The 19699-nt window shown below is 57.8% G+C and carries 16 protein-coding genes and 1 tRNA gene; 10 read left to right on the forward strand and 7 right to left on the reverse strand.

Going from position 1 to position 19699, the window contains the following annotated elements:
- Window positions 1–151: 151 nt before the first annotated feature.
- A complete protein-coding gene (locus tag LG300_RS01455; RefSeq protein WP_404376647.1) occupies window positions 152–1006 on the reverse strand; it encodes an ABC transporter ATP-binding protein in 855 nt (284 codons plus the stop codon).
- Between the two features lie 101 nt (window positions 1007–1107).
- On the opposite strand from LG300_RS01455, the gene LG300_RS01460 reads away from it, so the two are divergent.
- Genes LG300_RS01460 through LG300_RS01470 form a run of 3 tightly spaced genes read left to right on the forward strand, consistent with a single transcriptional unit; the run spans window position 1108 to window position 4132 of the window.
- Window positions 1108–2106 (forward strand): ABC transporter substrate-binding protein, encoded by a 999-nt coding sequence (locus LG300_RS01460; RefSeq protein WP_404376648.1) that lies wholly within the window; start codon window positions 1108–1110, stop codon window positions 2104–2106.
- Complete coding sequence (locus LG300_RS01465) at window positions 2100–3104, forward strand: FecCD family ABC transporter permease (RefSeq protein WP_404376649.1); 1005 nt, start codon at window positions 2100–2102, stop codon at window positions 3102–3104. Before LG300_RS01460 ends, LG300_RS01465 begins: the two co-directional genes overlap by 7 nt.
- The gene (locus LG300_RS01470; RefSeq protein WP_404376650.1) at window positions 3101–4132 is read left to right on the forward strand and encodes a FecCD family ABC transporter permease; all 1032 of its coding nucleotides are present in this window, start codon (window positions 3101–3103) and stop codon (window positions 4130–4132) included. Before LG300_RS01465 ends, LG300_RS01470 begins: the two co-directional genes overlap by 4 nt.
- Before the next feature lie 537 nt (window positions 4133–4669).
- Here the strand turns inward: LG300_RS01470 and LG300_RS01475 are convergent.
- Window positions 4670–5644 (reverse strand): ABC transporter substrate-binding protein, encoded by a 975-nt coding sequence (locus tag LG300_RS01475; RefSeq protein ID WP_404376651.1) that lies wholly within the window; start codon window positions 5642–5644, stop codon window positions 4670–4672.
- Window positions 5645–5917: 273 nt separating this feature from the next.
- Here LG300_RS01475 and LG300_RS01480 point away from each other — a divergent pair, with 273 nt between their 5' ends.
- Complete coding sequence (locus tag LG300_RS01480) at window positions 5918–6367, forward strand: GNAT family N-acetyltransferase (RefSeq protein ID WP_404376652.1); 450 nt, start codon at window positions 5918–5920, stop codon at window positions 6365–6367.
- Between the two features lie 196 nt (window positions 6368–6563).
- On the opposite strand, the gene LG300_RS01485 is transcribed toward LG300_RS01480, so the two are convergent.
- Window positions 6564–7739, reverse strand: coding sequence for a GGDEF domain-containing protein (locus LG300_RS01485; RefSeq protein WP_404376653.1), 1176 nt, complete (start codon window positions 7737–7739; stop codon window positions 6564–6566).
- A gap of 230 nt (window positions 7740–7969) precedes the next feature.
- Between LG300_RS01485 and LG300_RS01490 the strand changes: the two genes are divergently transcribed.
- The gene (locus LG300_RS01490; protein ID WP_404377957.1) at window positions 7970–8053 is read left to right on the forward strand and encodes a helix-turn-helix domain-containing protein; all 84 of its coding nucleotides are present in this window, start codon (window positions 7970–7972) and stop codon (window positions 8051–8053) included.
- Window positions 8054–8228: 175 nt separating this feature from the next.
- Here LG300_RS01490 and LG300_RS01495 read toward each other — a convergent pair.
- Window positions 8229–8305, reverse strand: a tRNA-Met gene (locus LG300_RS01495).
- A 276-nt stretch (window positions 8306–8581) separates the two neighbouring features.
- Between LG300_RS01495 and phbB the strand changes: the two genes are divergently transcribed.
- Window positions 8582–9328, forward strand: coding sequence for an acetoacetyl-CoA reductase (gene phbB, locus LG300_RS01500; RefSeq protein ID WP_404376654.1), 747 nt, complete (start codon window positions 8582–8584; stop codon window positions 9326–9328).
- A gap of 103 nt (window positions 9329–9431) precedes the next feature.
- On the opposite strand, the gene LG300_RS01505 is transcribed toward phbB, so the two are convergent.
- Window positions 9432–12239 (reverse strand): DUF349 domain-containing protein, encoded by a 2808-nt coding sequence (locus LG300_RS01505; protein WP_404376655.1) that lies wholly within the window; start codon window positions 12237–12239, stop codon window positions 9432–9434.
- Between the two features lie 181 nt (window positions 12240–12420).
- Between LG300_RS01505 and minC the strand changes: the two genes are divergently transcribed.
- The 4 genes from minC to sbcB all read left to right on the forward strand — a co-directional run bounded on the left by minC (window position 12421) and on the right by sbcB (window position 16001).
- Window positions 12421–13158: a septum site-determining protein MinC gene (gene minC / locus LG300_RS01510; RefSeq protein ID WP_404376656.1), complete on the forward strand. Its 738-nt coding sequence runs from the start codon at window positions 12421–12423 to the stop codon at window positions 13156–13158.
- Window positions 13159–13312: 154 nt separating this feature from the next.
- Window positions 13313–14131: a septum site-determining protein MinD gene (gene minD / locus LG300_RS01515; protein ID WP_404376657.1), complete on the forward strand. Its 819-nt coding sequence runs from the start codon at window positions 13313–13315 to the stop codon at window positions 14129–14131.
- Window positions 14128–14379: a cell division topological specificity factor MinE gene (minE, locus tag LG300_RS01520; RefSeq protein WP_016915987.1), complete on the forward strand. Its 252-nt coding sequence runs from the start codon at window positions 14128–14130 to the stop codon at window positions 14377–14379. Before minD ends, minE begins: the two co-directional genes overlap by 4 nt.
- Before the next feature lie 128 nt (window positions 14380–14507).
- Window positions 14508–16001 (forward strand): exodeoxyribonuclease I, encoded by a 1494-nt coding sequence (sbcB, locus tag LG300_RS01525; protein ID WP_404376658.1) that lies wholly within the window; start codon window positions 14508–14510, stop codon window positions 15999–16001.
- 12 nt (window positions 16002–16013) lie between these two features.
- Here sbcB and LG300_RS01530 read toward each other — a convergent pair whose 3' ends face one another.
- Complete coding sequence (locus tag LG300_RS01530) at window positions 16014–18854, reverse strand: insulinase family protein (protein ID WP_404376659.1); 2841 nt, start codon at window positions 18852–18854, stop codon at window positions 16014–16016.
- A complete protein-coding gene (locus tag LG300_RS01535) occupies window positions 18854–19540 on the reverse strand; it encodes an SOS response-associated peptidase (protein ID WP_404376660.1) in 687 nt (228 codons plus the stop codon). The genes LG300_RS01530 and LG300_RS01535 overlap by 1 nt, the downstream gene beginning before the upstream one ends.
- Window positions 19541–19699: the final 159 nt, after the last annotated feature.

The following is a 19699-nucleotide window of genomic DNA, read 5'->3' on the forward strand; positions in this document are numbered from 1 at the left end:
CCGTGATGACTTGATGCTGGAATACAGCAGCCGCCACCGGGTGGCGAAGCCCCTATGCCAGATGAGCAGGTAGCGCTTGGGATGTGCTTTCATGCAGATAAGGGGCACCAATGGCCTGGCTCCCCTCGCCGCAGAAGCTGGGATCAAGCGGTCATGTGGGAGACAAGGACACGCTTGCCGAAGAGACAGGAGTTGTAGCCGATAGTAAAGGTGTTGCACCGGTGAGCGTGGGAACGCAGACCAGCCTTTGGGTATGCGGATCGCGAATCACGTTGGCGTCAAGATCAAAGACCTGCTTGAGATGAGCAGCGGTGAATACCGCTTCAGGAGAACCGCTATGCTCAATGCGTCCCTGGCGCATCATTACCAGCTCGTCAGCGTAGGCGGCTGCCAGATTCAGGTCATGCAGCACGACCAGAAGGGTGCGCCCACGAACGTGGGCGAGCTGAACAAGCAGTTCAAGAAGGTCAACCTGCACTTTCAGGTCAAGAAAGGCAGTTGGCTCGTCGAGCAATACGAGCTCCGTTTCCTGAGCCAGAACCATCGCGATCCAGCAACGTTGACGCTGGCCGCCGGAGAGGGCATCAACGGGCCGGGCGGCGAATTCCGTGACTCGGGCGATGGACATGGCGTCGTTTACCGCGCGTTCATCCTCTTGCGACCACTGCTGCCAAAGCCGCTGGTAAGGAAAGCGCCCCATGCCGACGAGTTCACGCACCGTCAGCCCCTCTGGGGCAGTGGGGCTCTGCGGCAGGATACCGAGCTTGCGCGCGACGTCGCGGGTGGGGGTGCGGTGGATGTCCTTGCCATCAAGCAGCACCTGTCCGCGCTCAGGATCGAGCGTGCGTGCCAAAGTTTTGAGCAGCGTGGACTTTCCACTGCCGTTGGGGCCAAGCAGGATCGTGAGACGTCCCTCGGCCACTTGAAAATCCACATTGTCAAGAACGTGGCGGCGACCTTCATAGCTGACGCAGAGGCTCTTCCCCCGCAGGCGCTGGGCAGACATGCTGGCTGCTACCTCGAAAAGTGAGAATCATTTGTATCTGTGGGCACGAGTGTGGCATTGTCTGCGCCCTTCTGTCCATTGTCCTGTAGCAGGAAGCGATCATGATACGTTCGTTACCCTTTGCCCTATGGTCCACTGCCTGTTTGCTAGCATTGATGGTGCTGCCCTGGGTCGTTCGGGCCGAGCCTGTACGGACGGTCGAGCACGCCTTGGGGGAAACCCGCATTGAAGACACGCCGCAACGCATCGTGACGCTCTACCAAGGTGTCACCGACAGCGCCCTGGCGCTGGGGCTTGAGCCAGTAGGGGTGGTGGAGTCCTGGTTGGAGCGGCCCATGTACCACTATCTGCGCGACAGCCTGCCTGATGACGTACGTTATCTGGGATTGGAGACTCAGCCCGAGCTGGAGGCGATCGCGGGGCTCGCTCCTGATCTCATTGTCGCCGCTCGCCATCGCCATGCCGACATTTACCCATTGCTTTCGCGTATTGCGCCGACAGTGGCGGTGGGAGATGTGTACGAAGTCGAAGCTGGGCTCGAACTGCTGGGCAAGGCCACAGGCCGTGAGGCCGAGGCCAAATCGATGCTCGTCGCCTGGGAGGAGCGCCTAGCCGATTTTCAGTGCCGTGCTGCGTCCAGGCTGGGCGATGCTTGGCCACAGAGTGTCTCGGTGATCTCTTTTCGCGGCGACCACGTGCGTATCTATTACAAGGGCTTCGCCCGACACATTCTCGACCAGGTGGGATTTCTCCAGCCGAAAGCGCATCAGGGGGGTAGCTGGGGTGTCAAGTTGGTAAGCCGCGAGAACATCCCGGCCATGGATGCCGATGCGATCTTTGTTTTCATGCGCGACGACCCAGTCGTGGCTGAGCAGTACCGCGACTGGACCGCGCATCCGCTGTGGCAGAACCTCAGTGCGGTCAAGGGGGACAGAGTGCATCACGTCGATCCGGTGATATGGAACATGGGCGCCGGTATCACGGCTGCCAATCGCATGCTCGACGAACTCTATGCCCACTATCAGCTGGAAAGTAACGGCAGAAAAGAGAGTGATTCTGAGGCGGCTGATCGGCAGTCCGAGGAGACCCGCTCATGCTGAAAAGCTCTTTTTCCCGAAGCCTGGGTCTGTTGCTGGGAGTGGCCCTGACACTCATCGCCGCGCTTGCCAGCGTTCTGCTGGGTGCCAACGAGATTGAGCCGGCCACGCTGATAAAAGCCATTACTGCCCCTGATATGCGTTCGCTGGAGCACCTGATTCTGCTCACCGAGCGCTTCCCCAGAGCGACTATTGCCGCCGTGGTGGGTGCCAGCTTGGCGGTGGCTGGGGCCCTGACACAGACGTTGACGCGCAATGCCCTGGCGGCGCCGAGCATCCTCGGTATCAATGCCGGCGCCATGTGCTTCGTGGTCGTGGCTAGCGCCTTCTTTGCCCTGCGCTCCCCTCTGGCGCTGGTCTGGGTGGCCTTTCTCGGCGCGCTGGTGGCGGCGCTGCTGGTGGCACTGCTGGGGCGTGAGAGAAGCGGCACTCTCTCGCCGGTGAGGATTGTACTGGCCGGAGTGGCGGTCACGGCCCTGTTTGTCTCCCTGGCGCAGGGGCTACTGATCATCGATCAGTCGAATTTTGAGAACTTCCTGCTGTGGCTTGCCGGCTCGGTAGCCGGGCGAAGCCTGGACATCCTGGCGCCACTGCTGCCCTTCTTTGCCGTCGCCGCTGTGCTCTGCCTGCTGCTGGTGCGCCAACTCAACCTGCTGGCGCTGGATGATGATATGGTCAAGGGGCTGGGGCAGCGCACCGGCCGCGTCAAGCTGCTGGCCGGGGCCGTCGTTATCATGCTGGCCGGCGGCTCGGTGGCGGTGGCCGGTATGATCGGTTTTGTGGGTTTGATCGTGCCGCATATGGTTCGCGCCCTTTATGGCCGGGATCATCGCTGGGTGCTGCCCGGCTGCGCCCTGCTGGGCGCGGCGCTACTGTTGATCGCCGATACTCTGGCGCGCTTTTTGATGCCGCCCCAGGAAGTCCCGGTAGGCGTCATGACGGCACTGCTCGGCACGCCCTTCTTCCTCTATCTCGCCCGACGCCGGAGCCTGGCCCCATGACACTGCCTCTTGTCTTGCGCACCGCCAATGGCCGCGTGTCGCTGCGTATCGATCGCCGTACACTGACGGTGATCCTGCTGCTGGCCCTCGTGCTCGCGGGCAGTACTCTGGCATCACTGAGCCTGGGCAGCCAGGCCACGACGCCGACCGAGGTGCTGGAGGCATTGCTGTTTCCTGGTCGCAGCGACATTGCCCTGATTGTGCACGAGGTTCGCTTGCCGCGGGTGTTGTTGGCGATTCTCGTCGGCGCCTGCCTGGGGGTGGCCGGGCTCCTATTGCAGGGGTTGGTGCGCAATCCTCTAGCCTCGCCGGACGTGATCGGCATCACCGGCGGCGCCTCACTGTCGGCGGTATGCTTCTTGGCGCTGGGTGGGGCAGCCCTGGGAGAGGGCTTGCTGCCGCTGGCGGCATTACTTGGCGCGCTGCTGGTAGCCTTTGGCATCCTCGCACTTGCCGGACGCGGCATGCCGCCAACGCGACTAGTGCTGACCGGCATCGGTATTGCCGCTGCCCTGGGAGCGGCGACGACGCTAGTGCTGGTGCTAAGTACCGATGCGCTGGCGATGCAGGCCTATGTTTGGTTGACCGGTAGCCTTTATGCAGCTCAGTGGAATGAGGTCCTATGGCTTGCCCCCTGGGCATTGGTGGGGCTCCCTCTGGCACTCGGTTTAGCGCGGCGGCTGGATGCTCTGGCACTAGGCGACGATCTGGCCCTGGGACTGGGAACCTCCATATCGGTCACGCGACTCTCCCTATTGCTGCTGGCCGTGGCTCTCTCCGGTGCGGCGGTCGCCTTTGCTGGTGGGCTGAGCTTTATCGGCCTGATCGCCCCGCACATCGCACGCCGCCTGCTGGCGCGCGGCCATACCGCCCTGGTGCCGGCGAGCGCATTAATTGGTGCCTTGATCTTGCTGTATGCCGACTTGATAGGCCGGCTTGCCTTCTTACCCCGTGACCTACCAGCGGGAATTTTCGTTGCCGGAATAGGAGCGCCGTTCTTTATTTATCTTCTTTATCGCTGGCGTTGAAGGGTACGCTTGCTTCGATGCCTATCGGGCTTAGTTTGCTTTTTTAGTATACTTGCTTAATGAAGTTCTCCATCTTATGCCGCTCTTTGAGCATGCTCAGTGAGCGGCAAGTCATTGAGTGGGCGGTGGGGAGAGTGTGATTGTAACGGTCTCGCCACGCTTCAATTTCAGCTCTCGCCTCATCTATTGTTCTAAATCAGTATCTCTTTAGTCATATATTTCAGAAGGCTATGAGACGACTGGGTTATTATAAAAGGCTTGTTGCAACTCTGAAGACAGAATCTGAAAAGGTACGCATTTTCAAGGCAATGATGTCACCGAGGCATAAACACCATAATAATGCCGGTGTGGTGAGGGGCTGGGGATGTAAGCCCTCAGGAGCCGAGGTGTATGATGGGACGCGCTTATGCTTCCTTTCTTTGTGTTTTATGATTCAGCAAAGGAGCCGCGATTTTGAATAACGCATTTTGCCGTTGTTGATGGTATGCGCTACTTTTAAGATCGCGCCTAATAGCGGGCGCATACCATCTTTGTTAATCAGCTCTCATCTTTTTCGAGTTTCAGCGTTTGCTCTACCGCTTGCCAGCCTGGCTCGCCGTTGCGCGTGGTGACACCATTAAGAAATGCTTGGACACGCTCAGTATTGTCACGCATCCACTCAAGCGCCACTTGTTCCGGCTCGCGCTCCTCATAGCTAAAACCGTAAATCATTGCGCTTTGATCATCGGCAGTAAAGGTAATTTGATCCAATAGGCGCGTAGCGTTGGGGTTCTCCTCAGAAAACTCGGTGGTTACCAACGTTTTTACATCGCTTCGGCCACCCCCTTCGCCCCAGATGTTCTCGGGATCGTCAAGATATTCAATATCGTATTCGATGTTCATCCAGTGAGGGGTCCAGCCAGCAAACACAACCCACTCATTACGGCTCATGGCATCCGCAGCGGCACTTAACATACCGGGCGTCGAGGTTTCGGAGAGCTTCCATTCACTCAGGCCATAGACATTGTCTTCGACGGCGGCGTTGAGCAAATCACTCATGCCGGAGCCGACTTCAATGGAGTAAATAGTACGGTTAACTCGCTCGGCAAATGCGTCATTGGTGAACTGCTCGGCGGACGTGAAACCTGCCTCATAGGCATAGGCCGGAACGGCGAAGCCTAACCGCGCACCGTCAACATTGTTGCCCAAATCTACGATCGTACCGCGCTCCATCGCCGTTTCGTACATACCATTTTGTGCGGGGAGCCATGCCGCCATAAAGGCGTCGATTTCGCCCTGATTCATAGCCTCATAGGTAATGGTAGACCCAAGCTCTTGCTTACGAACTTCGTAACCCAGCGCTTCTAATAGCTGTGCTGTTAGCGCTGTTTTGACAGTTACTCCGGGCCAAGCGGGCACGGCAAAGCGAACGGTGTCAGCATCATCTTGAGCGAAGGTGGGGGCACTCAAAAGCACGGACGAGAGCAGCACGCCACTGATAGAAGCGGTGCCAAAGCAACGAGTGCAAGTCATAGGAAATTCCTCTATTGCTTAAAAAAGCTGTGAGGCTACAGTGTATTGGCGAAAGTGGCTAGTTAGCATTAGACGAAGAGCGTGGCGCTGTGCGCCGTCTACTGGCGTTTGGCGTGGCTTAGTGGCGAGCAGGTCACGGAGATAATTGGTGTAGGACAAAGGGCGTTCAAAAGACGATACACTGCTCTAAAAGAAAACCGTCAGGCAATATGCGGCGTATACGCTTCACTACATTGCCACGGCGTGTCACCGCACGAACTAGGGAGATAGTGTATGACCCAGATCCGCTCTGCCACGATTCATGACCTCGATGCCTTAACCGAGCTACTAGACGGTTATCGGCAGTTTTATCAGCAGCCTAGTGATATTCAAGCTGCGCATGCTTTTCTACGCCAGCGCTTTGGGCAAGCAGATTCACGCATTTTGGTGAGCGAAAACAGTGACGGGGCGTTAACGGGGTTTGTTCAGCTTTACCCGGGAGTCTCTACCGTAGGCTTAAATTCACGCTGGACGTTAAACGACCTCTTTGTGCAGCCAGAGTGCCGTGAGAAAGGGGTTGGACGTGCACTTATGGAAGCCGCGACCCAACTGGCCCGTGATCATGGCGTAGCGCGTTTGATATTAATGACGCAGGTTGAAAACGAGCGCGCCCAGCGCTTATATGAATCGCTAGGCTGGCAGCGCAATACAGCATTTTATGGCTATTTGCTTGATGTTGAGTAAAACCGCCTGAGAGCCGCTTCGCCGTTGCTCTCTGTCAACTCATTAAAAGCCCTGAACTAAAAGCCCTGAAGGCCACTGTAATGGCAGCGTCTTCAGGGCTTTTATTGCCGGAACGTATACTACCGGTCATATCGCAGTACGCGAAACCGGCGGCTGACCGATGCTGTTGCCTATGCACCGGAAGAGAGGTGAGCGGTTACGCTTTGCATACACGATTACGCCCAGCTTCTTTTGCCTTATAAAGACGATCATCGGCAACCTTTATAGCGGTCTCATTGCTTAATGCCTCATCAGGGCCGGCAACGCCAATACTGGTGGTAACGGGCACTGGGTTCCCATCGTGATCAAACAGAGTCGCTTCTTCCACCGCATGGCGAATACGTTCGGCCACTGCCGCCGCTTTGTTGGCGTCCACTCCCATAAGCACAACCACAAACTCCTCGCCGCCAAAGCGCGCCACAAAATCGCCGGCGCGAACCTGCAAGGCGATAAGACGTGCAAACTCACGTAATACCTTATCGCCTACGGAATGGCCGTGGGTGTCGTTAACGCGCTTAAAGTGGTCAATGTCTAACATCAACAGGGCATACGGCACCGGCTTGCCAGTACGTAGCCTCTCTCGCTCGATCTCGGACATCCGCCGCTCCAACGCACCACGATTTAACAGGCCCGTTAAAGCATCATGTGTTGCTTGTCGGTATAGGCGCATCAATAAGCTCAGCTGGAAATGATTGGCCGTTAAGGATATGACCAGCAGCGACGCCAGAAGCCACTGTGCCTCAATGGCTTCTGGCGTCATCCAGATACCGTTTACCTGATGGGCAAAGACCAGCAACACCTGCAACATGACCCCCGCCAGGAACGACTCCAAAAGCGTGAACGGGAACACGCTCAACACAGCGACAAGCAAGAAAGGGATAAATCCGTAGCCGGCCAACCCGGCTTCATCACCGCTAGGCAATACGATCAGCACTAACGCGTAAAATAGCGCTGGCAGTGACAGCAACGCCCCGGCACTAAAGCGTATGCGCCGGATATTCTCTTCATGGCGCCAAGCCCACCAAATGACCGCCGCAAAACCAAGCATCATTACCACACGCCCAGGCATGGTGTAGCGATGCACGGTGTTAGGCAGCATCACCGCATCAATCAATAGCCACAGCGGAGAGAGCAGCAAGAAAATCAACCCGACGGCCAACACTCGGCTGCGCAGATAATGGCCGTGAGCATAAACAAAATCGCGACTATGGTGGCGAGCCGTTAAGGTATCGCTCAAGGGGCTAAATAGGTTACTCACCCAAGAGTTCTCCGTCGGTTTGGGTATATTGGGAGGGCTACGCCGCTCGGAGTGCGCTGACATTGAGTGATTCATCACGTTCTCATGTTGTTATTGGTTGATTAATACAAGGCATCAACGTGATCACAACACTTCAGCTCTTCCCCTGCTATGACATACGTCAGCTGATTGGGACCGTGAGTGAAATCGATAAGCTGGCAGCACAGTGTCCGCCTGCTTTGGGGCTTAAAAGTGGTGTGTCGTTACACATTTTCCCGCATTACCAACCATTTTCTTAATTTAGCTATCACCATCAGCGCATTGAGTTGGACGCGCTGGATAAGCTATGCAAATTGTTCAACTGCGGGGTAGGAGATTTGCTCGAATTTGATGACGACCAGGAAAAATAAACAAGCACAAAGCGATAGGGCAGTCGGTTGCCTGAAGGTCGTAGGGGAAAATTTCTGAGGAAGAGAAAAAAGCCAATGTGTCACATATACGTCACAGATGTGTCACAGGAAGTTAGCCAACAAACAAACACAAAAAAGGCAGATCAGTAAGTAACTGATCTGCCTTTCAAAATATTGGTAGCGGGGACCGGATTTGAACCGATGACCTTCGGGTTATGAGCCCGACGAGCTACCAGACTGCTCCACCCCGCATCAACGTGTGGCGTATTCTACGCACTTTTGCCGCTAAGTCAACCCTTCATGCAAATCGCTTTCTTGCTGGTAGTCATCTTCATCGTGCTGCAACATTGAGAGAGTAAAGCTATGCTTTCAATCGGTATAACAAAAAGCTTACTGTCGGTGGGTCGCTCAACAAAACGAGCGGCGTGCTGAAAGTGAAAGAGGTGCGAAAGCGCTTATTCAGAGTGGCTTGCGACGCCATAACGATGCATAAGGTCCAAGCCATTTGTCTTATCAGGGAGGTAGTCAATGGCCAATCAAGCCCCCGTCGCCTGGGTAACTGGTGGAACTGGTGGAATCGGAACGGCAATTTGTCGTTCGTTGGCAGATGCGGGTTATTTGGTAGTGGCGGGGTATCATAACCCCGACAAGGCCAAAACCTGGCTGGAAACCCAGCAAGCCGACGGCTATAACAACATCGCGCTATCCGGTGTTGATTTATCCGACCACAACGCCTGTATCGAAGGCGCCCGCGAAATCCATGAAAAACATGGGCCGATCAGTGTGCTGGTCAACTGCGCAGGCATTACTCGCGATGGCACCATGAAAAAGATGACCTATGAGCAGTGGTATCAAGTGATTGATACTAACTTGAATAGTGTCTTCAACACCTGCCGTAGTGTCATTGAGATGATGCTAGAAAATGGCTACGGGCGGATTATTAACATCTCATCCATCAACGGTCGTAAAGGCCAATTTGGGCAGGTGAACTATGCGGCCGCCAAGGCAGGGATGCACGGGCTGACCATGTCGCTGGCGCAAGAGACGGCCACGAAGGGTATTACCGTCAATACGGTCTCTCCCGGCTATATTGCGACCGATATGATTATGAAAATTCCGGAGCAGGTTCGTGAAGCGATCCGCGAAACGATTCCGGTAAAACGCTACGGTACGCCAGAGGAGATTGGCCGTCTGGTGACGTTCCTGGCTGACAAAGAGTCTGGCTTTATCACTGGGGCTAACATTGACATTAATGGTGGCCAGTTTATGGGCTAAGCCCGCAGGTTAATTCCACTGCTTTTCCAAGAGAGACATGCAAACGGGAGGCTCATCGCCTCCCGTTTGCTTTGTGCGCCACGTGCCCTATTCAGGCGTCAAGTTATGGCTGAGGTGGGCGGGCTAGGCGGCCTAGTAGGCTATCTAACTCATCCACCTCTTGCTGCCATAGGGCATTCGGCATGGGGCCGAGTGCCAGCAGTGCCACCAGCACCTCGCGCAATTCATCCGCTTTGCTCCGCTCGGTATGAAGGCCGCTATTCAACCGCTCCACTTGAATGGCGAGCCGCAGCGGTTCATCGCGCTGTTTGACACTGCCCAGTGCAAGCAGTGACAGGTGAACCCGCAAGCGCGCCAGCTGCTCTTCCAGTTCACTCTGCTGCTCGCTGGAGAGCGGCGGCGTGGTGGAAAGACGGGCATCGTTGCGCTGCTGGTGCGCCTCGCGAAAGCCGGCAGGCAGTTCAGAGGCTATCTCCTGGGTGGCCTCGACTGGCTGAGCACCTTCGCCGTTGAGCGCTTGCTGGTCGGCATGTAAGTGCGCATTCACCAGCGGCAGGAGGGTATGCCACTGCCGCACAATGCCGGCAAGCTCTAGTCGGCTTAGGCGCTCCCGTTTGGCGCGCACAATGCCGCCAAGGCGGCGCTGCATCCCTTCGCTACGCCGGTTGCGGGGCAGCGGTTCTAGCTGGTGAATGCTGGCCAGGTAGGTATCTAGCTGCTCCGCCTCTTCGGCGTGGGCGGGTTGCCAGCTATCCATCTCATCAATAATCGCCTGGAGCTGGTCCAGCGTTTGCTGCTGGCGGGCGGCTTGCTCATGTTTGTGGGCATCGCGCTGGGCAAACAGCTGGTCGCAAGCGCTGCGGAAAGTCTTCCATAGCGCCTGTTCATCCCCTTTGGGGGCGCGACCTAGCGAGCGCCACTGCTGCTGTAGCTGCTTGGTGCGCGTAATACGCGCCGCCAGCGGGTGCTCAGTATCGTTTTGTAGTGCCTGCACTTGCTCGATTAACTCACGCTTTTGCGCGGCGATCTGTTCTGCGCGCTGATCGATCAGCGCCTGCAGGCGATGGCGAATCGCTCCAAAGCGGCGGCCAATGGCTTCGGCGTGCTCCCGGGGAACCGGCGAGTAGTGGCGCCACTGGTGGCGCGCCTTGTCACGGATCTCACGCAGGACATCGGGGTCGGCATCTTCTGCGGGTTGGGCCAGCAGAGTTTCAAGCTGCTCGCATAAGGCCTCGCGACCGCGCAGGTTGGCATCGCGCTCCTCATCAAGCTGGGCACGCCACGGCGCTAGACGCTCGTGGATGCGGTCAGACGCCGCCCGAAAACGTGCCGACTGCTCACGGTTCGCCGCCGCATCGCCCAGTGCTTTCCACTCTTTAACAAGTTGGCGGTGGTGCCGGTCAAGGGCAGAGTCTGCCATGTGCTGGTCATCCGCCAATGCTTCAATACTGGCACATAGCTGCTCACGCTTTGGCCCTGCTACAAAGCCGCGCCAGTCGCGCAGCTCGGCAAGCCGAGCGCCCAGGTGCTTTAAGCGGCTTTTTAGCGGCTTGGCATCATCGCCGGTTAACGCCTCAATGGCTGGCTTTAAGCGCTGGTGCAAGCGGCTGGCGCTTTTAAACGCCCCGCGCTCTAGCAGGTGCTCAAAATTATCTAGCTCGCCATCCAGTGCGCTCAGCGATGGGCTAGGCTGTGCGTTTTGCGTGCTCTTTGCCGCCAGCTGTTTTTGCGCTTGGGCTAGCAGGGCCGGCGGTGTCAGCGTGTTTGGCCAGCGGCATTGGGTGATGTGTTCAGCCAGTGCAGCGTGATCGTTGGCTGCTAGCGCTTGCTCTACTTGAGGACTCACTGCTTGCCAGCGCTGCCACGCCTCCATGCTCTGCTCATAGCGCTTTAATGCTTGGCTGTAACGCTGCTGGGTCGCCTCATTGGGTGGGTGGAGGTCCGACAGCGACTGCCAGCGCTGGCCTAGTAATTGGCGTTGGGCGCTCAGGCTATCGATATCCTGCATGGTGAGTTCGATGGCGTGGGTCAGCCCTTCTAGCGTTTCCTCTAACCCTTCCAGCAGCTGGTCGCGGGTGCGCTCTGCTTCGGCGCGGCGGGCAAGGCTCTGTTGGCGCGCCTGTTCTTGGGTTTCGTGGTCGTGAAGCGTTTTACGGCAGCTCAGTACGGCTTGGTGGAAGCGTTGTTCCTGGCTAACGCTGGGTGGGTGGCTAAGGTGTTGCCACTCCCGCTCTAAATGGCGGAAGCGCCCACCATAAAGCGGTTCCCAGGGGGCGCGGGCGTGCTGCTCCAGCTGGGTGAGTAGGTGCTCCCGCTGAGCCTGCTGCTCTGCCAGCCACTCAGCGTCGTTGCGTAGCTGGGTCAGTTTCTCTTTGGCAAAGCGAACTACCTGACGGTCACGACGCGCTTCTTTCAACAACCGCTTGAGGTTCTCTTCACTACTGATACGCTCTGCCGCTTGGTGACGAACGGCGGCTACGCTGTTATGACACGCCTGCTGGACAAGCTCCTCTTCATCGCCAAGCTGTTCAAGCGCGGTAAGCCGCAGCCCTAGGTTGTCCCCCTGCATGGCGACGGCATTGAGCAAGCGTTGGTCGGTGAGGGTGGCTACGCAGGCTTGGCGCTGCTGAAGGTCAGTATGGCCTTCAGCGCCGGTGAGCCGCTGGCAAATTGCGTTGAACCACGCCTCGTCCTGGCCACGCTGTTCGTAGCCGGCTAATAGGCCGTTAAGATCGTCAAGAGCAAGCAGTGCCGCCAGTTGGATGGCGCTATCGCTATCTTGGGCGAGGGTGTGGAGGGCCTCGCGCTGCTCTGATTGTTGAGGGTCAAGCTGATAAAGTGCCTTGAGGCGCACCTCGGGATCGGGGTGTTGCCACCGAGGAGCGAACAGGCGTCGTAACAGTCCGTGCATGGATCATCCTGCTAAGAGGTGCGTAAAGTGAAAAAAATCAGACATCGATGAGCAGGCGGTTGCAGTCCTCGTCGCTGTCGCTTAGCTTTGCCGTAGCGCTGTGAGTTTTCTAGCGAGTCACAACGCAAAGCGCGAGATTGCGCTACCCTTATCTTACCTGAACATGACATGGAGTTCGGCCATGAGCCTCAACGCCAACAGTGCCGACGTAGCCTTTAACTTCAAGGGTGGCATGCTGCCGATGACCGTCATGGAGTTAACGAGCGCTGATCCGGAGCGTATCCGGCGGCAGCTTGCTGGCAAACTGTCGCAATCTCCCGCGTTCTTTCAGCATACACCCGTTGTGCTTAGCGTGGAAAAACTCGATGAACCGCACCTGGCGTTAGAGCGTATTTGTGCCGTATGCCGTGACCATAAGCTGCTACCGGTGGCCGTGCGCGGCGGTGCCGAACCTATTCGCCAATCGGCATGGGCATTGGGTCTTGGTTGGTTCGCACCGGTGGAAGAGGGGCGGGCACGCGCGCTAGGAAGCGTAGCACCGTTGGTAGAGCCTGAGGAAGAGGAGAGCGAGCCAGCCTCACCGGGCATCGTCACAACGCGGCTTTATCGGGGAACGGTGCGCTCTGGGCAACAGGTTAGCGCCGGGGGGAGCGATCTCATTGTGATTGGCGCGGTCAATGCTGGTGCTGAAGTGCTAGCCGCAGGCAGCATTCATGTTTATGGTGCGCTGCGCGGGCGCGCCCTGGCAGGTATTCACGGCAATACCGATGCAGGTATTTATTGCCGTGAGCTGGAAGCCGAGCTTTTATCCGTGGCGGGTAACTATAAGCGGTTGGAAGATATTGATTCACAGTTATTGGGGCGCGCTGTGGAAGTTCATTTTATAAGAGAGCAGCTGGAAATTAAGCCGTTGGGTTAAGCCGCTTGACTGAGAGGGTTAGTACTTCATGCCTAGCGACGCCACGGCCGCTATCTATTACAGTGTGCTGTTTTGATGACATTGATGTTCCCGTTATGCGCGTAGCGCAACGTTATCGTGCTCGCGATGAACGACTTCAAGAAGGAAGTGACTCTTGGCCAAAATTATTGTTGTGACCTCAGGTAAAGGTGGGGTCGGTAAAACCACCAGCGCTGCGGCGATTTCGACAGGTCTCGCACTGCGCGGCAAAAAAACGGTTGTCATTGATTTCGATGTGGGCCTGCGTAACCTGGACCTAATCATGGGCTGCGAGCGTCGGGTGGTTTACGACCTAGTAAACGTGATTCAAGGTGAGGCTGGCCTTAATCAGGCGCTTATTCGTGATAAGCGTGTCGAAAACCTATTTATTCTTCCTGCCTCGCAAACCCGGGATAAAGACGCGCTAACCCAAGAGGGCGTTGAAAAGATCCTTGAGCAGTTAAGGGGGGATTTCGACTACATCTTATGCGACTCCCCCGCAGGGATTGAGCGCGGCGCACAGTTGGCCATGTACTATGCGGATGAAGCGATTGTGGTGACCAACCCAGAAGTCTCCTCCGTGCGCGATTCCGACCGTATTTTAGGGTTGCTTGGCTCGAAAACCCAGCGTGCCGAGCAGGGCTCGGAGCCAGTGAAAGAGCACCTGTTGATTACCCGCTATAACCCGGCCCGGGTGACATCAGGTGATATGCTGACCCTGGACGATATCCGTGAGATTCTCGCGATCGACCTGCTCGGCCTGATTCCCGAATCAGAAGCGGTGCTGCGCGCCTCTAACCAGGGGGTACCGGTTACCCACGATGCCTCAAGCGATGCAGGCCAAGCCTACACGGATACCGTTTCACGCCTGCTAGGGGAAGAGATGCCGCTGCGCTTCCATGAAATGCAGCGTAAGGGTTTGCTGAGCCGGATGTTTGGGAGTAGTCGTCGATGAAACTGCTGGAGTTCTTGAAGCGTGAGCGCAAGAAATCCGCCTCGGTGGCCAAAGAACGGTTACAAATCATCGTGGCGCATCAGCGTAGCCAACGTGGTCAGCCTGACTACATGCCGCTGCTTGAGCGCGAACTGCTCGAAGTGATCCGTCGTTATGTGCATGTCGATGACGACGCCATTCAAATTTCGCTGGATAGCGAAGATAACTGCTCGGTGCTGGAGCTTAACGTGACGCTGCCTAAAAGCTAACCGTTAGCGGGTTCTCGGAGGGGCGGCGGGAAGCGTCGCGGGTGTGCTAGTCTTGAGCTTTTATTCCCATCCAGCGAAGGCTGCACCGGCGCGTGGGTGGGCTGTCACGCTCAAGGGAGTTTGCATCCATGGCGCCACCAAATGCCGCCCCTGCCAGTTTTCTCTGGCACGATTATGAGACTTTTGGTGCCGATCCACGTCGCGATCGGCCCGCTCAGTTTGCTGCATTACGCACCGACGCCGACCTTAATGAAATCGGCGACCCTATTGAGCTTTACTGCAAGCCTGCCGATGACTACTTGCCGCATCCGGCGGCCTGTCTTATTACCGGTATTACCCCCCAAAAAGCGCAGCGTAAAGGGCTGCCGGAAGCCGAGTTTGCACGCCAGGTACAAAGCGCCATGAGCGAACCCGGCACCTGCGTGGCGGGTTATAACAGCCTGCGTTTTGATGATGAAGTCTCCCGCCATCTGTTTTACCGCAATCTGCTCGACCCCTATGCCCGCGAGTGGCAAAACGGCAACTCCCGCTGGGACTTGATTGACGTGGTGCGGGCATTTTATGCGCTGCGCCCCGAAGGTATTGAGTGGCCATTGCGGGAAGATGGTGCTCCCAGCTTTAAACTGGAACACCTCACCGCCGCGAATGGCATTGCCCATGAGGGCGCCCACGACGCGGTGGCAGATGTGCGCGCCACCATCGCCCTGGCGCGGCTGTTAAAAACGCGCAACCCTAAACTGTTCGATTACCTGCTGGGCCTGCGCGGCAAGCGGGCTGTGGCCAAGCAGCTAGATTTGCCCAGTGCCAAGCCGCTGCTGCATATTTCCCGCCGCTATCCGGCAAGCCGTGGCTGCAGCGCCTTGGTGATGCCGTTGGCGGAGCACCCCACTAATCCAAATGGCGTCATTGTTTACGATTTGAGCGTTGAACCGGGCGATTTGCTCTCGCTAAGCGCCGAGCAGATTCGGGAGCGAGTGTTTGTCAGCCAGCAGGATCTCTCAGAAGGGGAAGCGCGCATTCCGCTCAAAGTCATTCATATCAACCGCTGCCCAGTGCTTTTTCCGGCCACGGTGTTAAAAGATGTCGAGGGCGAGCGCAAGGGGGAGTACGGCGTAATTGTGGAGCGGCTGGGTATTGATATCGCCGCCTGCCGTCAGCACTGGAAAACACTGCGCGAGGCCAGCGGCGTGGCGCAGAAGGTGGCGGAGGTGTTTAGCGGCGGCTATGAGGAGTCGCCCCAAGACCCCGATTTAATGCTCTACTCCGGCAGCTTTTTCTCCGCTGCCGACCGCCAGCAGATGGAGCGGGTGCTGGCTATGGACCCCTGGGACTTAGTGGGCCAGCGTTTCGCCTTTCAAGACCCCCGCCTGGAAGAGATGCTGTTCCGTTTCCGCGCCCGCAGCTACCCCGAGACCTTAGAGGGCGAGGAGCGTGAGCAGTGGGAGGCGTTTCGCTGGATGCGGATGAATGATCCGGCGCTATCGGGCTTTACCCTCAAGGCGTTTGCGCGGGAAATCGAGCGCTATAACCAGCAATCCCTTACGGATCACGATCGCCGGATACTTGAAGAGTTGGTGATGTACGTTGAATCCATGATGCCAGCCCAGGCGTTTGACGCCTGAGCTGGCGAGGGGCTAGCGCGCGTCGAACGGCGTGCGCGCCTCGCGGTAGGCAGCGATATCGCTGGGCGAGTCGCCGGGGTTGAAGCGGATATCTAGCCGGTGTGAAAGTAGCGCAGGCCAAAGCGCCTGTAGCTCTTCAACGCTGACATCCAACGCTCGCTCAGCGATCTGCTCGCGGCGGTCGAAGCGTACCTCATCCAGCGCAGTGGCTTGCCAGTAGCGGTTGGCCATGCTCTGCAGGCTGGTATGCCGCTGGCGCAGGCGGTCGTGAACCGCTTGGCGGTGGGCAGCCAGCTCTTCATCACTCAGCGTCTGAAGGCGTGCTTCTGCGGCTTCCATAAAGGCATCTATGCGTTCGGCAATGGTGTCGCTGTTTGTATCCGGCGACTGCACAATCAGGCCGATGCCAGGGGCTTCCAGCAGCGGCGAATAGCCCGCATTGACGATATAGCCAAGCTGCTCTTCGGTGCGTAACTGCTGATAAAACGGTGTATCCAGCCACTGGGCCAGCACGCTCACGCGGGCCTGCTCCTCAATGCTGGTATCGCGCCCCTGCAGGTAGCGTAACACCAGCGACTCTTCACGGGTGCTGTGTGGATGCAGTACGGCAGGCTCCTCGCTCACTACCAGCGGTTGTAGCGGTGGGATATCGTCCCGTGTTAGGCGGGGCGTTAATGCGCCACGCACCAGACTGGCTTGTTCCCGCGCCTGTTCAGCGTTCAAGTTGCCCACCGCCATGGCATCAATATAAAGGCCGTTCAAGAAGCGCCGGCGGAAGTTTTCCAGGTGGTGCTTCTCAAGCCGTTGGCTCGCTTTCAGTAGCTCCTCGGTAGACCACTGCGGTGACAGCAGCGCCTCACCTAGCGCACGGCTCGCTTGGCCGGTAAGCGACGATTGAGGGGCATTGCGCCACTCCCGCTGTAGCTGATAACGCACCCGCTCAAACGCATCGGAAGAGATATTCGCCTGTTGGAGCTGGTCAATCACCTGCTCAATCAGCGGTGTTTGGCCATCACGCCAGCCGGAGAAAGAGAGTGTGATACCACGGGCGTGGGCGTAGGCGCTAAACGACTGCCCGGCAATCCAGGCGGGATAGAGTGACTCATTGAGACTGTCGTTGAGCCAGCCTGCCAATAGGCGAGTGAGCACTGCTTCTTCGGCAGAGTGGCTGGCGCTGGGGTGCTGCAGGCTAACCCGCCACTCTACGCTGGGCGTATTGAAACGGCTGTCCTGCATATGCCAGGCGGTGAAGGTAGGCGTCTCGATCAGCGTGGAGGGCTGCTCATCCTGGCCTGCCTGAAGGGTTAAATCATTGGCGATAAAGGGGTTGGGCTCTGGCAGAGCCAAGCCGCTCAGCATCTGCCCTGTTTCGGTGGGCGGCTGCTCTTTCCATTGGGTGTTAAACCACGGCGATACGGTTTCGCTCTCCACATCCGGCGCGGAGTAGAAGCGCAGCATGTTGTCAGGCGTTAGCGCATCTAGGTAGCGCTGCTGGCGCTCGCTATCCATACCGTCCATGCGGTAAGCCGCATACTGAACATCCTCTACCGGATAGCGGGAGAGGCTCATCGCTAAACGGGTTGCCTCTTGTTGGGGCGCACCGTGCTGCTGAAAGCGAAACGCCTGCTCGTTGAGGCTTTGCTGCTCTTCGTAGCGCCATTCGGCCAGGCTTTCTTCACGGATCTGCTCAATGGCGGCAAATAGCGTGGCCTCGATATCCTCCAGCCGCTCGGCACCCGCCGGGGTGAGGCTGATGGAAATGGTAAACAGCGCCTGATTGCCATCGCCACGGCCCACGCCCGCCGAGAGCGCGTCGGCCAAGCCTGCCTTACGCAGTACCGACAGCAAGCTGCCGTCGCCTTCGTCACCCAGCAAATGTGCGATGAGCTGGGTAGGCTTGGTGCGATACTCATCGGTGGGATCTGGAATGGGGAAGTAGAAGCGCAGCTGCCGGCGGTCCTGCAGCGACTGGCGCTCGATATAGCGCGGCAGCGTGTCCGGGTCTACCAGCGGCTCGTCAATGGTGGGGGCGCTGAGGTCGTGATCGGGAATGTCGGCAAAGCGTTCCACCACTAGCGCTTCCAGCTCGTCCAATGGCTGGGGGGCGACCACCGCCAAGTTCATCACGTTGGCATCGTAATGGCGTTGGTAGAAGTCGATTACCCGCTCGCGCAGTGTCGCCTCGCCGTCCGGGTCGGCCAGGGTATCGCGGCTGCCCACTGCAAAGCCCGTGGTGGGGTTGTCTGGATTCAGCAGTTGATTCAACACATCGTTTTCACGCCGGGATTCATCACGGATGCGCGCCATGTACTCGGAGTGAACGATGTTGCGCTCGCTCTCCAAATGGTCGGCGTTAAACAGTGGCGAAAGGAAGAACTCGCTAAAGCGGTCCAGGGCGCCGGGCAGTGCGGATGGCTCAATATCGAAGAAGTAGTTGGTGTCCTGCTGGGCCGTAAAGGCGTTATGAGAGCCAGCGTTATCGGAAATATAGCGCTGGTAGGCATCCGACTGCGGGTAAGGCTCGGTGCCCAAGAACAGCATATGCTCCAAAAAGTGCGCCAGCCCTTGGAGGTCGTCCGGGTCCTGGGCGCTACCGACCCGCACGTTCATGGAGGCGGCAGCTTTGTCGGCATCGGGGTCGCTGACCAGCAGCGCCTGCAGGCCGTTCTCTAGGGTTAAAACGCGGTAGTCGCGGTCATCAAACGGGCTCACCTTGGGGGTGATGACATCCGCCACTGGGTTCTCTTCTGCCCATGCGCCGGGGGCAGAGACCCATAGCAGGCTGAGGGTTAGGCCCAGAATGGCTCGCCGCGCTGCAAGGCGGGGCGGGGTAACATCGGTAGGTCGCAACATTACAGCTCCTGTGACACGGTCCAGCGCAGCATTGGCCCAATCGGGTGCGCGCAAGAGGGTGACTGGTAGGCAGGGTTATTAACATGCTTTGATACCGGAAAAGCGCCCAACAGTTCCAACGGTGCGGGCATCAATAGCGGTGTTAGCGTGTCTAGGTCGGTACTTGGGTCTAACCAGCGCATCAGCGCCTCTGGTGGTATGACCACCGGCAAGCGGTCGGTGAGGGACGACAGGCAGGCGTTGGCGGGCACGCTGATCAGTGCCGTCGAGTCGGTAAAAGTAGTTAACGTGGTGTGATAACGGCACCATAGCGCGCCGAGCAGTAGGGGCGCACGGTTCACCTGGGTGACCAGAAACGGCTGTTTGCTGCGGGCCTGGGGCTTCCAGACGTAAAAGCCGCTGACCGGAATCACGCAGCGCCGAGCGCTGAAGGCCTCGTGAAACATGGCCCGTTTGCCCAAGGTTTCCGCTCGCGCGCAGTGGGGGGCATGGTCGAGCACTTTGAGCCACGGCGGCGTCAGCCCCCAAAAAAGAGGGGTGTGCGTTAAGCGCCCTTGCTCAAGGCGGAGGGCGGACACAGGCTGACGAGGCGCTAAATTGGGCGACTCAATAAGTGGCTCGGTGCTCTTCAGATCTGGCGCAAGGCGGGCGAGCGATAGGCGCTGTACGTGTAGGCGTCCCGTCATGCCGGTCTCCTTAGTGCGCAATGCCTGCGGCGCTGGTGCAAAATGGCAGAGGGGGAGTATTAATACGTTAAATGTCGTGTTTTAGTGTCGAAAACAGTGTTCGATGTAAGGTATCCTATCGTATACCTTGCTCACGCTAAAGCGCGATGAGGCATTCTT

It is taken from the genome of Vreelandella aquamarina, from assembly GCF_044805175.1.
GTDB classification, from domain to species: Bacteria; Pseudomonadota; Gammaproteobacteria; order Pseudomonadales; family Halomonadaceae; genus Vreelandella; species Vreelandella aquamarina_B.

Bases quoted from the DNA above. Each gene is read 5' to 3' on its own strand.
- LG300_RS01530 (WP_404376659.1), bottom strand. From the start codon at position 18,854: ATGTTGCGACCTACCGATGTTACCCCGCCCCGCCTTGCAGCGCGGCGA.
- LG300_RS01460 (WP_404376648.1), top strand. From the start codon at position 1,108: ATGATACGTTCGTTACCCTTTGCCCTATGGTCCACTGCCTGTTTGCTA.
- LG300_RS01485 (WP_404376653.1), bottom strand. From the start codon at position 7,739: ATGAATCACTCAATGTCAGCGCACTCCGAGCGGCGTAGCCCTCCCAAT.
- LG300_RS01470 (WP_404376650.1), top strand. From the start codon at position 3,101: ATGACACTGCCTCTTGTCTTGCGCACCGCCAATGGCCGCGTGTCGCTG.
- phbB (WP_404376654.1), top strand. From the start codon at position 8,582: ATGGCCAATCAAGCCCCCGTCGCCTGGGTAACTGGTGGAACTGGTGGA.
- LG300_RS01505 (WP_404376655.1), bottom strand. From the start codon at position 12,239: ATGCACGGACTGTTACGACGCCTGTTCGCTCCTCGGTGGCAACACCCC.
- LG300_RS01535 (WP_404376660.1), bottom strand. From the start codon at position 19,540: ATGACGGGACGCCTACACGTACAGCGCCTATCGCTCGCCCGCCTTGCG.
- LG300_RS01465 (WP_404376649.1), top strand. From the start codon at position 2,100: ATGCTGAAAAGCTCTTTTTCCCGAAGCCTGGGTCTGTTGCTGGGAGTG.
- LG300_RS01455 (WP_404376647.1), bottom strand. From the start codon at position 1,006: ATGTCTGCCCAGCGCCTGCGGGGGAAGAGCCTCTGCGTCAGCTATGAA.
- LG300_RS01480 (WP_404376652.1), top strand. From the start codon at position 5,918: ATGACCCAGATCCGCTCTGCCACGATTCATGACCTCGATGCCTTAACC.
- minE (WP_016915987.1), top strand. From the start codon at position 14,128: ATGAAACTGCTGGAGTTCTTGAAGCGTGAGCGCAAGAAATCCGCCTCG.
- minC (WP_404376656.1), top strand. From the start codon at position 12,421: ATGAGCCTCAACGCCAACAGTGCCGACGTAGCCTTTAACTTCAAGGGT.
- sbcB (WP_404376658.1), top strand. From the start codon at position 14,508: ATGGCGCCACCAAATGCCGCCCCTGCCAGTTTTCTCTGGCACGATTAT.
- LG300_RS01475 (WP_404376651.1), bottom strand. From the start codon at position 5,644: ATGACTTGCACTCGTTGCTTTGGCACCGCTTCTATCAGTGGCGTGCTG.